The sequence below is a fragment of the Arthrobacter sp. 10T419 genome, assembly GCF_056394105.1.
In genome coordinates this window covers 25234-40104 of record NZ_JBFTHF010000008.1, presented here as the reverse complement: position 1 = coordinate 40104, position 14871 = coordinate 25234, and the positions used below count along the sequence as shown (strand labels likewise).

The following is a 14871-nucleotide window of genomic DNA, read 5'->3' as shown; positions in this document are numbered from 1 at the left end:
GACACGGGCCCCAAGCGCCTTCCGCACGTTCCCCTGAAAAACCTCCAAAGGAGAAGCTCTCTTGGCTGCAAACGGCGGTACCAAGGCGATTGTCGCGGCGTTGGCCGCCAACCTGACGATCGCCGTCCTCAAGTTCGTCGCATTCATCCTGACGCTGTCCTCGTCGATGCTCGCGGAGGCCATCCACTCGCTCGCCGATTCGGGGAACCAGCTGCTCCTGCTGGTCGGCGGAAAGCGCGCCAAGAAGGAAGCAAGCCCTGAACACCCGTTCGGGTACGGCCGGGAACGGTACATCTACGCGTTCATCGTCTCGATCGTGCTCTTTTCCGTCGGCGGCCTGTTTGCGCTCTACGAGGCCTGGGGCAAGATCCAGCACCCGCACGGCATTGAAGGCGACTTCTGGTGGGTCCCTCTGGCCGTGCTGATCGGCGCCATCGTCGCCGAGTCCTTTTCGTTCCGGACCGCGATCCGGGAGTCCAACCCGCTGCGCGGCAACCAGAGCTGGGTCCACTTCATCCGCAACGCCAAACAGCCCGAGCTGCCCGTGATCCTGCTGGAGGACTTCGGCGCCCTGCTGGGCCTGGCCTTCGCCCTCTTCGGCGTGAGCATGACGCTGGTGACCGGCAACGGCATCTGGGACGCCCTCGGCACCGGGATGATCGGCCTGCTGCTGGTGGCGATCGCCGGGGTGCTGGCGGTGGAAACCAAGTCCCTGCTGCTGGGCGAGTCGGCGACCAAGGCCGACGTCGCAAAGATCCGCGGCGCCATCGAGTCCGACGGCACCAGCATCATCCACATCAAGACCATGCACCTCGGCCCCGAGGAACTGCTGGTGGCGGCCAAGATCGGCGTCGGCGCGGCCGACTCGGGCCGGGACATCGCGGCGGCCATCGACGCCACCGAGGTCCGGATCCGCGAAGCCGTGCCCACCGCACGGGTGATTTACCTGGAACCGGACGTGCAGCGCGTCAGCGCCAGCTAGTTCGCGCGTTCCACCCAGCCTGCGCCTTCCGCCCGTTCAACCCGAGGCCGCTGGGCCGGTACTGCTTCAGTCGGCTACCGGACCAGCGGCTTCCTGCGTTCGACCGCACCGCTGAGGGCGGCGACGCCGAGGCCCAGGATGGCCAGCACCGCCCCCACGAGGGCCGGCGCCACGTAGCCCCAGCCCCAAGCGATGACGAGACCGCCGAGGAAAGCGCCCAGGGCGTTCGCCACGTTGAGGGCCGCATGGTTCAGCGAGGACGCCAGCGACGGCGCGCCGGGGGAGGCATCGAGGAGCCGCGTCTGCAGCGCCGGGACGAGCATGGAACCGGCGGCCCCCACGACGAAGACCATCACGTAGGCGGACCAGGGCCAGTGCACGGCCACCGCGTAGACCACGAGCGCCACGGCAACGCCGGGCAGGACCCAGTAGATGGTGCCCATGACGGACTTGTCCGCAATCCGTCCGCCGACGATGTTTCCCACCACCATGCCCACGCCGTAAAGGGCGACGACGAGCGGCAGCCACTCCGAGGGAATGCCCGCCACTGAGGTCATGGTGTGCGCGATGTAGGTGTACGTGGCGAAGAAACCGCCGAAGCCGACCACGCCGATCAGGACGGCGAGCCAGACCTGCAGCCGCTTCAGCGCGCCGAGTTCACGGCGGATGCTCGCGTCAGCGTGGGGTTTCTGGAACGGCACGAACCTCCACAGCATGGCCATGGTGGCGATGCCGATCAGGCCGACCAGCAGGAAGAGCAGCCGCCAGCCGAAGTTCTGGCCCAGCCAGGTCCCGAACGGCACACCGATGACGTTGGAAACGGTGAGGCCCGCCATCACCATCGAAATGGCCCAGCCCCGTTTGGTCGGGGCGACCAGGGACGAGGCAATGACCGCGGCAACCCCGAAGAAGGCGCCGTGCGGCAGACCTGCGGCGAAGCGGGACACCAGCATGGTGCCGTAGTCCGGGGCGATGAAGGAACTGAGGTTGGCGAGGCTGAAGAACAGCATGAGCCCCAGCGCGAGGTACTTGCGCGGCAGTTTGGCTCCGACGGCGGCCAGCACCGGTGCGCCGACCACCACGCCCAGGGCATAGGCGGAGATGAGGTGCCCGGCCTCCGGGGTGCCGATGCCCAGGCCCTGTTCCACCTCCTTGAGCAGGCCCATCATGGTGAACTCGGTGGTGCCGATGCCGAATCCGCCCATCGCAAGGGAAATGATGGCGAGGGCAAGGTGGCGGCTGCCGGTTTTCGGCGTGGCGGGGGCGTCTTTGGTGGTTGTCATTCATCTACTTTTCGGGAATGATCCCGGCTGGAGCCAGGAGAATGCGGCGCAGTGGTTCGGCGTGGAGTCTCTGAGCAGGGAATGCGGGGCGCAGGCTCCGGTATTCCAATATTCCAACGGCGTACGCCAGGTCTCCCATCATTGTCCCCCGGCAACCACGGCCGCGGCGCCCCTAGACTGGTGGACGTGACTGAACTCATCAACGTCGTCGGCGGCGCAGTAGTGGATTCCCTGGCCGCCCCCCGGACCCTCCTGGTGGCGAGGCGGACCGCACCGCCCCAGTTTGCCGGCATGTGGGAGTTCCCCGGCGGCAAGGTGGACCCGGGTGAGGCTCCGGAGCGTGCACTGCACCGTGAACTGCTGGAGGAACTCGGGGTGGAAGTCCGGCTGGGGCCGGAGTTGCCCGCTGAGGCACCGGCCGGCTGGCCGCTCAACGACCGGGCCGCGATGCGCGTCTGGTTCGCCGAGCTGGCGGCCGGCACGCCGCAGCCACTTCAGGACCATGACGAACTCCGCTGGGTGGCGCTGACGGACCCGCAGGAAGTCCTGGAGCTGCCCTGGATCCCGGCCGACCTGCCGATCGTGGAAGCACTCCTGGCGGCGGTCGCGGCGGAACCCTCGCCAAACTAGGCGCTGTGTGCCTACGCTGGGGCGAACCGAGAGGAGCTTGGCGTGCAGGTGGGGGTCAGACGGGAACAGCGTGCGGGGGAACGCCGGGTTGCGGCCACCCCCGAGACGGTGCGGCAGCTCACGGGCCTCGGCTTGTCGCTGCTGGTGGAATGCGGTGCCGGCGTCGAATCCGGCTACGGCGACGCCGACTATGAGGCGGCCGGGGCCAGCCTCACACCGGAGCTCCCGCTGGACGCCGTGGATGTCCTGTTGCACGTCCGCCCGCTCTCCCCGGAAACAGCCGGCGCGCTGCGGCCCGGCACCGTCACCATCGGTTTCGCCTCACCGGCTTCGGAACTTCCGGCCGTGGGCGCCCTCGCCGCCGCCGGCGTGACGTCCTTTGCCTTGGAACTCGTGCCCCGGATCTCCCGTGCCCAGTCTATGGACGCGCTCAGCTCCCAGTCCCTGGTCGCCGGCTACCGCGCCGTGCTGGAGGCGGCCCTGCGCTACCCGAGGTTCTTTCCGCTGTACATGACCGCCGCCGGGACCATCCCGCCGGCGCGGGTGCTGGTGCTCGGCGCCGGCGTCGCAGGCCTGCAGGCGATCGGCACCGCGAAACGGCTCGGCGCGCGGGTCTCGGCCAACGACATCCGCGCCGCCTCCGCCGACGAGGTCGCTTCGATGGGCGGCACCTTCATTAACCTGGAGCTCGATACCGGAGCTGCGAACGCGTCCGCTGAGGGCAGCGGCGGCTACGCCCGTGAACTCGCGGAGGACCGCGCGGCCCGGCAGCGTGCCTTGCTGGCGCCACACGTCGCCGCGGCGGATGTGCTGATTACGACGGCGGCGATTCCGGGCCGGGCCGCCCCGCTGCTCGTCACCGCCGACATGGTGGCCGGGATGCGGGCCGGATCGGTCGTCGTGGATCTTGCCGCCGAATCCGGCGGCAACGTCGAGGGAGTCATCGCCGGCCGGGACATTTTGGTTCCGGTCCCGGGCGGCGCCGTGACGCTGGTCGGGATGAAGGACGCGGCGTCTGCCGTAGCTTCCGACGCGTCCCGGCTGTACGCCAAGAACGTCGCCAACCTCCTGGCCCTGATGACCCTGGACGGCAAGGTGGTCCCGGACTTCGACGATGACGTCGTCGCCGGGGCCTGTCTGACCCACGACGGCGCCGTACGGCACGCCGGCACGGCGGCAGCGATGGAGGCCCACAACTAATGGATGCTGTCACGTTACTCACGGTGGTGGTGCTCGCCGTCTTCGTCGGCTTTGAAGTCGTCTCCAAAGTCACCAGCAAGCTGCATACCCCGCTGATGTCCGGCGCCAACGCCATCCACGGCATCATCCTGGTCGGCGCGGTCATCGTGGCAGGCCAGGCCGACGACCCCTGGCTGCTCGCCGTCGCCTTGCTCGCGGTGGTCCTCGCGACAGTCAACCTGGTGGGCGGTTTTGTCGTCACGGACCGGATGCTGGAGATGTTCGGCCCGCGGAAGGCTGCGCGTCCCGGTGCCACTACGGTATCCGGCCCGTCTGCCGGCGCCGGTGCGGCGGGGGAGGAGGGCAAATGAGTGTCCTCGCCCCGGGCTGGACCGCGCTGTTCTACCTCGTGGCGGCCGTCTGCTTCATTCTCGCGCTTAAGGGCCTCAGCTCGCCCCGGACCGCCCGTCGCGGCAACGCCATCGGCGCGGCCGGTGCTGCGGTGGCCGTGGTGACCGTGTTCCTCTCCGCGCGGCTGGAGAACATTCCGCTGATCCTGGCCGCCATCGCCGTCGGCACCGCACTGGCCGTACCGGTGGCCCGGCGGGTGCAGATGACCCAGATGCCGCAATTGGTGGCCCTGTTCAACGGGGTGGGCGGCGGCGCGGCGGCGCTGGTAGCGGTGCTGGAACTCGGCCACAGCGCGGACTCCTGGGTGCGGCTGGCCGTCGTGTTCACCATGCTGGTCGGCGCGGTGTCCTTCGCCGGTTCGGCCGTCACGGTCGGGAAACTGCAGGAGCTGATCAGCACCCGACCATTGCTCTTCCCGGGTATGCCTGCCGTGATGGTGCTCGTCCTGGCGGGCGCCCTGACCGCGGGTGGACTCGTTGTGCTGACGGGGTCGGCGGCCTGGGCCGGGGTGCTGCTGGTGCTGGGCCTGGCCGCGGGGCTACTGCTGGTGCTCCCGGTCGGCGGGGCCGACGTGCCGATCGTGATCTCGTTGCTGAACGCCTTCACCGGCCTCGCCGTCGCGGCGTCCGGGATCGTGCTCGGCAACGTGCTGCTGCTCGTCGCCGGGACACTTGTGGGCGCCAGCGGCACCATCCTGACCAAGGTGATGGCCTCGGCCATGGGGCGCGGGGTGGCCGGCATCATGTTTGGCGCCTTCCGGGGCGGATCCACAGCGGGTTCGACCGCCCTCAGCGACCGGCCGGTGCGCTCCTCCTCGGCCGAGGACGTCGCCGTCCAGCTCGGCTATGCCCAGCGCGTCGTGATCGTGCCGGGCTACGGCCTCGCCGTCGCCCAGGGCCAGCACACGGTAGCCGAGCTTGCCACCGCCCTCACCGCCAGGGGAGTCGACGTCGTCTTCGCCATCCACCCGGTCGCGGGCCGGATGCCCGGGCACATGAACGTGCTGCTGGCGGAGGCAAACGTGCCGTACGAGTCGCTCCGGGAACTCGAGGAGGTCAACCCGGAGTTCGCCAACACGGACATCGCCCTGGTGGTGGGCGCGAACGACGTCGTCAACCCGGCCGCGAAGTCGTCCCCGGGGTCGCCGATCTACGGGATGCCGATCCTTGAGGTAGTCCAGGCGCAGCAGGTGGTGTTCCTGAAGCGCTCGATGCGGCCGGGCTTCGCAGGCATCGAGAACGAGCTCCTGCATGACCCCAAAACCACCCTGCTGTTCGGCGACGCCAAGGATTCGCTCTCCAAGGTCCTCGGAGCGGTCAAAATCCTCTAGGCGCCGGACTAGGCACCGGCGCCGGGCAGGCGCCCTGCCGGAGGACAGGAAGAGGCCGCGCCGGTCAGAAGAGCGTGGGCTGCGCTGTTCCGGCGTTGACGCCGGCACTGTAGGCCGCCGCTCCCGGCGCTCCCGGTCCGGGGATGCTGCCCGCCGGGTACTGGGCTTCCTCCTCCCGCGGATCATCGTTGAGGTCCCGGTGGCTGAACCCCGAGGATCCCAGGAAGCCGTGCCGGGACTTGAAATACCGGATGCGGCCCGCCAGCCACGCGCGGTATTCCTTGGAAGCGTAGGAACCGCTGCCATAGAGGCGGCGGTATTTTCCGGCGAGCTGGGGGTGCTCACGGGCGATCCACTGCATGAACCACTCCCGGGTGCCGGGCTTGAGGTAGAGCGCCCCTGCCGTGACGCCTGTGGCGCCAGCCGCTGCGAGCGAGCCGAAGAGCGAGTCCAACGCTTCGTCGGAGTCCGAGAGCCAGGGCAGGATGGGCATGGCCATCACGCCGCAGGGAAGCCCCGCGTCGCGCAGCCGGGAGACCAGCTTCAATCTGGCCCGCGGGCCCGGCGTTCCGGGTTCCACCGCCTCGGCGAGCCGCTCGTCGGTCATGGCCAGCGAGATCCCAACGCCCACCGGGACCTGGGCGGCGGCGTGCTTGAGCAGCGGGATGTCCCGGGCCAGCAGCGTGCCCTTGGTGAGGATGGACAGCGGAGTGCCGGAGTCGGCCAGGGCGCCGATGATGCCGGGCATCAGCTGGTAGCGGCCTTCGGCGCGCTGGTACGGGTCCGTGTTGGTGCCCAGGGCGACGTGGTGGCGCTGCCAGGAGGGCTTGGCGAGTTCCTTGCGCAGCACCTCGGCGGCGTTGATCTTGACTACTACCTGGCTGTCGAAGTCGAGGCCGGAGTCGAAGTCGAGGTAGGTGTGGCTCTTGCGGGCGAAGCAGTAGACGCAGGCGTGGCTGCAGCCGCGGTAGGGATTGACCGTCCACTCGAACGGCATGCGGGAACCGGCGGCCACCTTGTTGAGCACCGATTTGGCGGTGACCTCATGAAAAGTGACCCCGGCAAACTCAGGGGTGGAGACGGACCGCACGAGTCCGGCCAGCGGCAGCAGGGCCGGCGAGGCGGGCCCTGCGGCGGACCCTGCAGGGAGAGCTTCGCCGCTTGGCTTCAGTGCTTGCGCGTCCCATCTCATGGATACATTCGAATATATGTTCGATCTTAAGTCAAGGACCCGGGGCCAAAGAAACAGCGCCGGCACGGATCATAGCGTTGCTAGGCTGGGCGCATGATTCTCCTGACTGGCTTCGAACCGTTTGGCGGCGAAAGCACCAACCCGTCCTGGACCGCGGCGCGCGGTGCGGCGGCCCTGCTCGAAGCCGAAGGCCATGAGGTGACGGCGATCGAACTTCCCTGCGTCTTCGGGGAGGCCATCACGGTGCTGCACGCGGCCCTGTCGGAGCACCGCCCCGACCTCGTGGTCTGCGCAGGACAGGCCGGCGGCAGGGCACGCATTTCGCTGGAGCGGATCGCGATCAACTGCGATGACGCGCGAATCCCTGACAACGCGGGCAACGCCCCGGTCGACGAGCCTGTGGTGCCCGGCGCTCCAGCGGCCTACTTCAGCACGCTGCCGGTAAAGGCGGCGCTGGCGGCGCTGGGAGCGGCGGGCATTCCCGCCGAGGTGTCACAGACGGCCGGGACCTACGTCTGCAACCACGTCTTTTACGGCCTGATGCACGCCCTGCGGCTCACCCAGGGGGCGCGCGGCGGCTTTGTCCATGTACCGTACGGGCCGGACCAGGTCCCGCCGGGAAGCGGACTGGCCTCACTCCCGCAGGAGCAGATGGTGCAGGCGCTCGCCGTCGTCGTACGGACCGCGCTGGCGACGACGGCTGACCTCAAGCTCGCCGCGGGCGCCACCCACTAGCCCCGCCCCGCACGAAGTCCCGCCCGTCCGGCGAGCTCAGTCGAGCAGCTCCCAGACGACGTCGACAGTCGCCGTGACGCTCGAACCGCCCGCCTCGACGGTCAGCGGCTCGGATGCCGCCACGCGCTGCATCTTGGCCAGCGGGATGGGTGAGGCGGTCCCGGACTGCTGCGTTACCGAGAGTGTCCTGCCTAGCCGGGCGCCCGCCAGCGCGGCGAAGTGCTCGGCCGCGGTGCGGGCGTCGTTCCAGGCCGCCTCCCGGGCGCGCACCTCGACCGCCGACGGATCGGTAAAGCCGAGCTCCAGCCCGTTGAGGCGCACATCGTCCCCGCCTGCCGCGACCGCCGCGGCGATGAGCGCCGACGCGGCCGCCGGCTCGCGGAGCCGGACACTCAGCATGCTGGAGGCCAGGTAGCCGGAGACGAGCTGCCCGCGGCCCTCCTGCCAGCTGACCTCGGCCCGGACGTTCAGCCCCGACGTCGTGATGTCCGCGTCCGGCACGCCGTGCCTCCTGAGCACGGCCGTGATCGCGGACGAGGCGAGGGCGGCGTCGCCATACGCCGCCTCCACGCCGGGCCGGCGGCATTCGACGCCGATGCCGAGGGTCAGCAGGTCCGGCGCGGCTTCCGCGGTGCCGGATCCGGTGACCGCAATGGATCGGGGAGTTTCCGTCATGTCATGCCTCGTTCCGCTCGGGGGGCCTTGCTGGCCGGTTTTCCTGGGGCGCCTTTTCCTGGGGGCCGTCGTCGGGAAGCGCTTGGGGAGGGCAGGAGGGGGTAACCGCCGGCGCGGAGCCCGGCGTGCCGTTCAAAGGGGTTGGCCGATCCGGGATTGCCCGTCCGCCACAGGGACCAGGCAGCGGACAGGAAGTACAGCGGCAGGAACGGCATGCCCAGGCACCAGGCGTACTGGGTGCTGTGGCGTTCCTCGTGTCCCAGCAGCACCGGGTTGCCCAGGGCTTCGGCGGGACCGGCCCGGAACAGCACCACGTTGCCCACGGTGAACGCCGCCGCGAACGGCAGCCGCCAGCGGTAGCCGGTGGCGAGGATCAGGCCGCGGGGGCCGCGACGGACCCTGGTCCGGGCGCAGGCTGCCAGCAGCAACCCCAGCGGGGTAGATGCATTCAACAGATTGGCAAGCTGCCGCAGCCGCTGTCCGGAGGTCATGAGGCCATGGTAGCGGGGGAGCCGTGCTGCCCGGCGGTCCCTGTCCGTCACGTTCGGGCGCCCGGACGCGTTCAACTAGACTGGACGGGAGCGCCCGCCGGGAAGTTCCGGTGAGCCCTGACCTTTGTCCATGCACCGGTCCCTGCACCCGTTGAGGCCCTGCGTGCGTTGGCATCACCCGACTCGTAGCTAAGAACAGTAGATGACTGAAACTTTGCCGGGCGCCCCCGTCCCGAACCCTCTGGATGAAGCCGCCATCACCGCCGCCGTAGACCAGGCCGTCGCCGCCATTGCCGCCGCCTCGACGCTCGATGAGCTCAAGGCCGTGCGCCTCGCCCACACCGGGGAGAAATCCGCGCTGAGCCTGGCCAACCGTGAGATTGGCGCCCTGCCCAAGGACCAGAAGGCCGCCGCCGGCAAGCTCATGGGAGCCTCCCGCGGACGCGTCAACAAGGCGCTCGCGGACCGCACGGTCGAACTGGAGGCGGAGAACGACGCCCGCATCCTGGTCGAGGAAACCGTGGACGTCACGGCTGCTCCGCGCCGCCGTCGCGCCGGTGCCCGCCACCCGCTGTCCACGCTGCAGGACCGCGTCGCGGACATCTTCGTCGGGATGGGCTGGGAGATCGCCGAGGGCCCCGAGGTCGAGTCGGAGTGGTTCAACTTCGATGCGCTGAACTTCAAGCCGGACCACCCGGCCCGCGAAATGCAGGACACCTTCTTCGTGGAGCCGCCCGAGGCCCACCTGCTGATGCGCACCCACACCTCCCCGGTGCAGGTCCGCTCCATGCTGGAACGCGAGGTGCCGATCTACGTGCTGTGCCCGGGCAAGGTCTTCCGCACCGACGAACTCGACGCCACGCACACCCCGGTCTTCCACCAGTTCGAGGGCCTCGCGATCGACAAGAGCCTGTCCATGGCGGACCTGCGCGGGACCCTGGAGCACTTCGCCCGCCAGATGTTTGGCGACGAGGCCCAGATCCGGTTGCGCCCCAACTACTTCCCGTTCACCGAGCCGTCCGCGGAGCTGGACATCTGGCACCCCGGGGCCAAGGGCGGCCCGCGCTGGATCGAGTGGGGCGGCTGCGGCATGGTCAACCCCAACGTGCTGCGCGCCGCCGGCATCGATCCGGACGTCTATTCAGGTTTTGCCTTCGGCATGGGCATCGAACGCACCCTCATGTTCCGCAATGAGGTCGGCGACATGCGCGACATGATCGAAGGCGATGTACGTTTCAGCGAGCACTTCGGGATGGAGATCTAACAGTGCGTATCCCACTTTCCTGGCTGCGTGAATTCGCAGCGGTACCGGCCGGAGCGACGGCCGAAGACGTGATGGCCGATCTGGTCAAGGTCGGTTTTGAAGAGGAAGCGGTCCACCGCCCCACGGATGCGCTCCAGGGCCCCATCGTGGTGGGCCAGGTCCTGAGCCTGGTCAAGGAGCCGCAGTCCAACGGCAAGACCATCAACTGGTGCCAGGTCCGTGTGGTCCCCGAAGGCCAGGAGCAGACGCTCACCGGCGACGGCATCGACCCCTCCGGCGTGCAGGGCATCATCTGCGGCGCCCACAACTTTGTGGAAGGCGACAAGGTGGTGGTCACGCTTCCGGGCGCTGTCCTGCCCGGCGACTTCCGGATCTCCGCCCGCAAGACCTACGGGCACCTTTCCGCCGGCATGATCGCCTCGGTCCGCGAACTCGGCATCGGCGAGGACCACGACGGCATCCTGGTGCTGTCCCGGATCGGCCTGGACCCGGAACTGGGTACCGACGCCATGGAACTGCTCGGCCTCTACGACCAGGCCGCGGAAATCAACGTCACTCCGGACCGGGGCTATGCCTTCTCGATCCGCGGCGTGGCCCGGGAATACGCGCACGCCACCGGCACGCCCTTCACCGACCCCGCGTCCAAGGTGCAGGCCCCCGCCGCCCTGGCCGGCGGCTACCCGGTCAAGCTCAACGACGACGCACCGATCTACGGCAAGCCCGGCTGCGACCGCTTCGTGGCCCGCACCGTGCACGGTGTGGACGCCACCCGGCCCACCCCGCCCTGGATGTCCGCCCGGCTGCGCCTCGCCGGCATCCGCTCCATCTCGCTGCCGGTGGACATCTCCAACTACGTCATGCTGGAGCTCGGCCAGCCGCTGCACTTCTACGACCAGGACAAGCTTTCCGGCGAGATCGTGGTCCGCCGCGCCGTCTCCGGCGAGAAGCTCAAGACCCTGGACGGCAAGGACCGCGCGCTCGACGCCGAAGACCTCCTGATCACGGACGGCTCCGGCCCGATCGGCGTCGCCGGTGTGATGGGTGGCGCCGCCACCGAAGTCAGCGACGCGACGTCGACCATCCTGATCGAAGCGGCGCACTTCGAGGAAGTCTCGATTGCCCGTTCGCGCCGCCGCCACAAGCTGCCCTCCGAGGCGTCCAAGCGCTTCGAGCGCGGCGTGGACTGGCACGTTGCCCACGTGGCCGCCCAGCGCGCCGTCGACCTCCTCGTTGAACTCGCCGGAGGCACCGATGCGGCCGAGGGCACCGACGTTGGCACCGCGCCCGCTCCGGTTACCGTGCAGTTGCCGGCGGCCTTCGCCGCCGAGCGGATCGGCATCGACTTCACCGAGGAACAGATCCTGACCTCGCTCCAGGACCTCGGCGCCGTCGTCGAAAAGACCAGCACCGGCTACAGCGTCACGGCCCCGAGCTGGCGCAACGACCTGGAAACGAAGGAAGACCTCTCCGAGGAAATCGCCCGGCTGGTCGGCTACGACAAGATCCCCGCGACCCTCCCGGTGGCGCCCCCGGGACGCGGCCTTACTCGAGTCCAGCAGCAGCGCCGCCGGCTCGTGCAGGCCCTGGCCGACGCCGGCCTCACCGAGGTGATGGCGTACCCGTTCGTCTCCAAGGCGGCCAACGACACCTTCGGGGTTCCCGTTGCCGGCGCGGAGCGCAAGGCGCTCAAGCTGGCCAACCCGATCAGCGAAGAGCAGGGCTACCTGCGGACCTCCATCCTGCCGGGCCTGATCGAGGTCGCCAAGCGCAACCACTCCCGCGGCTTCCGCGACCTCGCGCTCTTCGAGTCCGGGCTGGTCTTCCTGCCCGGCGACACGCTGGGCACCGCCTCGATTCCGCCGCTGGGCGCCAAGCCCTCCGACGAGGTGCTGGACGGTCTGTACGACGGCGTCCCGGACCAGCCGCTGCATCTCGGCGCCGTGCTGACCGGCCACGATTCCCCGGCTGCGCCGGCACACACGCCCCGCGCCTGGGACTGGGCCGACGCGCTGGACATCGCCCGGCTCGCCGGCGATGTGCTCGGCGTCGAACTGGTGGTCAGCAAGGGCCAGCACCAGGCGTTCCACCCGGGCCGTGCCGCGCAGCTGGCGCTGCGCAGCGGCGAGGTCGTGGGCTACGCCGGCGAACTCCACCCGAAACTGCTCGCAGCGCACGACATGCCGGCCCGCTCGGTGGCGCTGGAGCTGAACGCCGAGGCGCTCTTCGAAGCCGCCGCCGACGTGATCGTCGCCCGGCACATCTCCAGTTACCCCGTGGCGACCCAGGACGTCGCCCTCGTGGTCGCGGCCGACGTTGCGGCGGACGAGGTGCTGGCCGCCCTGCGCGAGGGCGCGGGGGAGTTGCTTGAGGAGGTGTCCCTGTTCGACGTCTACGCCGGCAAGGGCATCGAGGAGGGTAAGAAGTCGCTCGCCTTCAACCTGCGCTTCCGGGCCGAAGACCGGACGCTGACCGCGGACGAGGCCTCGGCTGCCCGCGACAGCGCGGTCGCTGCCGCCCACGAGCGTTTCGGCGCCGTGCAGCGCTAGCGGCCCGGAGGGAAGCCCCTGGCGGGAGAGCCTGAAATATAGGAGGGCGGGACCATGGCATCGCAGCTGATTGTGCGGTCGGTCCCGCCCTTTGGCGTACCTGGCGCACCCGGGTTACCGGACGCCGACGCCCGCGAACTGCTGGACGACGTCGAGCTCGGGCGCGCCCTGGGACTGGAGCCCGGTCCGCGGGCGGCGTTCCTGGCCGGCCGGCTGGCTCAGCGGCAGCTTGCCGCCGAACTGCTGGACGTGCCGCCGTCGGAGCTCATAGCCGCCTACGACTGTCCGCACTGCGGTCCCGGAAGCCCGCACGGCAGGCCCGGCTACACCCTGGCCGGCGCGCCGGCTCCGCTTCTGCTCAGCCTGTCCCGCAGCGCGGGCTGGGTCCTGCTGGCCGCCGTGCTGAATCCTGACGCGGGGCTGCGCCTTGGCGTCGACGTGCAGGACCCGGCGGGTGCTGATTTTGACGGCTTCGATCAGGTGGCGCTGGGCCCGGCAGAACGCCAGAGCCTTCGCGGCCTCTCCGGCGCGGAGCTGTTGCACGGACGTGCCCGGCTCTGGGCACGCAAGGAGGCCTGGCTCAAGCTGTGCGGCACCGGGTTGCGCACCGCGCCCGAGACCGTGGAGGTGCTGCACCAGCCCGGCATCCGGGACCTGCCACCCGATGAATCCGGACTGCCCGCGCAGTTCGCTGCCGCCGTCGCCCTTTCCGCGCTCCCGGCCCGGGATTAGCGCGGTCCCGGGGTCAGCTTTCAGGCGGTCAGCTGGCCGGAAGGGGCGGCAGCGCCTCTTGATAAAGCCAGGGGTGCAGCACAGCCTCGGCGTCCATCCCGGTGACGCGGTCCGCCGCCACGATGAAATCCTCGGTGGTGACGGAGCCGTGCCGGTGGCTGCCGGTCCACTCGTGCAGGAGCGCGAAGAAGGCAAGATCGCCGCAGTGGAGGCGGACCGCGTGCAGTGCGAGGGCGCCGCGCTTGTAGACGCGGTCATCGAACATCAATTCCGGCCCCGGGTCACCGACCAGCAGGTCCTGGCCCTCGCGGTTGAGCATCCGCCAGGCCGCCCGGGCGCGGTCGGCCACACTCATGATCCCGGCCTCCTCGGACCAGATCCACTCGGCGTAGCAGGCGAAGCCTTCGTGCAGCCAAATGTCCTTCCACGACGCTGCCGTCAGCGAATTCCCGAACCATTGGTGGGAGAGCTCGTGCGCGATCAGCCGCTGGGATTCCCAGTCCGGCGTCAGGTGGTTGCGCCCGAAAATGGACAGGGACTGGGCCTCCAGCGGGATCTCCAGGACGTCCTCGGTCACCACAACGGTGTAGTCGGCGAACGGATAGGGCCCGAAGCGGCTGGTGAAGGTACGCATCATCTGCGGCTGGCGGGCGAGCCCGGCGCGGGCCTCGGCCGACAGTTCGGCCGGCACCGCGGCGGTCTGGGCGACGTCGCCGGCCGTCCGGTCCGGGTTCAGCGACAGCAGTTCGTACCGGCCGATCTGGACCGTGGCGAGGTAGCTGGCCATGGGTTCGGACTGCTCGTAGACCCAGGTTTCGCGGCTGGAACGGGCCTGGTGCGAGACCAGTACCCCGTTGCAGACGGCCCGGTAGTTGGCATCGGTGGTGACCGCGATGCGGTAGCTGGCCTTGTCCCGCGGATGGTCGTTGCAGGGAAACCACGACGCCGCGCCGTTGGGCTGCCCGGCGACCAGGACGCCGTCGCTCAGTTCCTCCCAGCCCACCTCTCCCCAGAGCCCGCGGCGGGGCGCCGGGTTGCCCTCATAGCGGATGTCCAGGGTGAATTCGTCACCGGGCAGCAGCGCCGTGTCCGGCACCACGACCAGCCGCTCAGCCCGCTGGTTGAACTTGCGCACCTTCCGGCCGGGCATCAGCACCTTCGTGGCGCGGAGCCCGGTCAGGTCCAGGACAATCGCGGAGCTCTGGCGCCGGGCGACGGCGTGCAGCGTCGCCCGGCCGCCCAGATGGTTGCTGCTGATGCGGTAGTCGAGCTCCAGTTCGTAGCGCGTGACGCGGTAGACGTCGGTGCCATGGCCCGGCATGTACGGATCCGGAGCGGCTGCGGGCGTTGCGGGCGGCAATTCAGCGGGGAATTCCTCGGCAGCGGCTGAGGCGATGGGACTCATGGCACGGCTTTCGGTC

14 protein-coding genes are annotated in these 14871 nt (G+C 69.6%); 9 read left to right on the top strand and 5 right to left on the bottom strand.

From position 1 onward, the window contains the following. Positions 1-61: 61 nt before the first annotated feature. Entirely contained in the window at positions 62-982 is a 921-nt protein-coding gene (locus tag AC1DBD_RS13470; protein ID WP_441419417.1) for a cation diffusion facilitator family transporter, read from the top strand. Between the two features lie 74 nt (positions 983-1056). On the opposite strand, the gene AC1DBD_RS13465 is transcribed toward AC1DBD_RS13470, so the two are convergent. Beyond that, positions 1057-2265, bottom strand: coding sequence for an MFS transporter (locus tag AC1DBD_RS13465; protein WP_476982314.1), 1209 nt, complete (start codon positions 2263-2265; stop codon positions 1057-1059). Between the two features lie 186 nt (positions 2266-2451). On the opposite strand from AC1DBD_RS13465, the gene AC1DBD_RS13460 reads away from it, so the two are divergent. The 4 genes from AC1DBD_RS13460 to AC1DBD_RS13445 are packed head-to-tail and all read left to right on the top strand — an operon-like array spanning position 2452 to position 5815. Further along, positions 2452-2895 carry a (deoxy)nucleoside triphosphate pyrophosphohydrolase gene (locus AC1DBD_RS13460; protein ID WP_476982313.1) on the top strand — a complete coding sequence of 148 codons (444 nt, stop codon included), beginning with the start codon at positions 2452-2454 and terminating at the stop codon, positions 2893-2895. A gap of 42 nt (positions 2896-2937) precedes the next feature. Next, entirely contained in the window at positions 2938-4095 is a 1158-nt protein-coding gene (locus tag AC1DBD_RS13455; protein ID WP_476982312.1) for an NAD(P) transhydrogenase subunit alpha, read from the top strand. Beyond that, entirely contained in the window at positions 4095-4445 is a 351-nt protein-coding gene (locus AC1DBD_RS13450) for an NAD(P) transhydrogenase subunit alpha part 2 (RefSeq protein ID WP_476982311.1), read from the top strand. Before AC1DBD_RS13455 ends, AC1DBD_RS13450 begins: the two co-directional genes overlap by 1 nt. Beyond that, on the top strand, positions 4442-5815 hold the full coding sequence (locus AC1DBD_RS13445; protein ID WP_476982310.1) for an NAD(P)(+) transhydrogenase (Re/Si-specific) subunit beta: 1374 nt from the start codon (positions 4442-4444) through the stop codon (positions 5813-5815). Before AC1DBD_RS13450 ends, AC1DBD_RS13445 begins: the two co-directional genes overlap by 4 nt. A gap of 64 nt (positions 5816-5879) precedes the next feature. On the opposite strand, the gene AC1DBD_RS13440 is transcribed toward AC1DBD_RS13445, so the two are convergent. Next, a complete protein-coding gene (locus AC1DBD_RS13440; RefSeq protein WP_441419423.1) occupies positions 5880-7007 on the bottom strand; it encodes an Rv2578c family radical SAM protein in 1128 nt (375 codons plus the stop codon). A 93-nt stretch (positions 7008-7100) separates the two neighbouring features. Here AC1DBD_RS13440 and pcp point away from each other — a divergent pair, with 93 nt between their 5' ends. Then, entirely contained in the window at positions 7101-7742 is a 642-nt protein-coding gene (pcp, locus tag AC1DBD_RS13435; protein WP_441419424.1) for a pyroglutamyl-peptidase I, read from the top strand. Between the two features lie 36 nt (positions 7743-7778). On the opposite strand, the gene AC1DBD_RS13430 is transcribed toward pcp, so the two are convergent. Together AC1DBD_RS13430 and AC1DBD_RS13425 are read right to left on the bottom strand one after the other, a co-directional pair. Beyond that, positions 7779-8417 (bottom strand): SIMPL domain-containing protein, encoded by a 639-nt coding sequence (locus tag AC1DBD_RS13430; RefSeq protein ID WP_476893577.1) that lies wholly within the window; start codon positions 8415-8417, stop codon positions 7779-7781. Continuing rightward, the gene (locus tag AC1DBD_RS13425) at positions 8414-8908 is read right to left on the bottom strand and encodes a hypothetical protein (protein ID WP_441419426.1); all 495 of its coding nucleotides are present in this window, start codon (positions 8906-8908) and stop codon (positions 8414-8416) included. Before AC1DBD_RS13425 ends, AC1DBD_RS13430 begins: the two co-directional genes overlap by 4 nt. 202 nt (positions 8909-9110) lie before the next feature. Here AC1DBD_RS13425 and pheS point away from each other — a divergent pair, with 202 nt between their 5' ends. The 3 genes from pheS to AC1DBD_RS13410 are packed head-to-tail and all read left to right on the top strand — an operon-like array spanning position 9111 to position 13450. Next, positions 9111-10172, top strand: a complete 1062-nt coding sequence (gene pheS / locus AC1DBD_RS13420) for a phenylalanine--tRNA ligase subunit alpha (RefSeq protein ID WP_476893576.1) — start codon at positions 9111-9113, stop codon at positions 10170-10172. A gap of 2 nt (positions 10173-10174) precedes the next feature. Then, on the top strand, positions 10175-12718 hold the full coding sequence (gene pheT, locus AC1DBD_RS13415) for a phenylalanine--tRNA ligase subunit beta (RefSeq protein WP_476982309.1): 2544 nt from the start codon (positions 10175-10177) through the stop codon (positions 12716-12718). Positions 12719-12772: 54 nt separating this feature from the next. Continuing rightward, positions 12773-13450: a 4'-phosphopantetheinyl transferase family protein gene (locus tag AC1DBD_RS13410; protein WP_476982308.1), complete on the top strand. Its 678-nt coding sequence runs from the start codon at positions 12773-12775 to the stop codon at positions 13448-13450. 28 nt (positions 13451-13478) lie between these two features. Here the strand turns inward: AC1DBD_RS13410 and AC1DBD_RS13405 are convergent, their stop codons facing one another. After that, positions 13479-14855 carry a M1 family metallopeptidase gene (locus AC1DBD_RS13405; protein ID WP_476982307.1) on the bottom strand — a complete coding sequence of 459 codons (1377 nt, stop codon included), beginning with the start codon at positions 14853-14855 and terminating at the stop codon, positions 13479-13481. Positions 14856-14871: the final 16 nt, after the last annotated feature.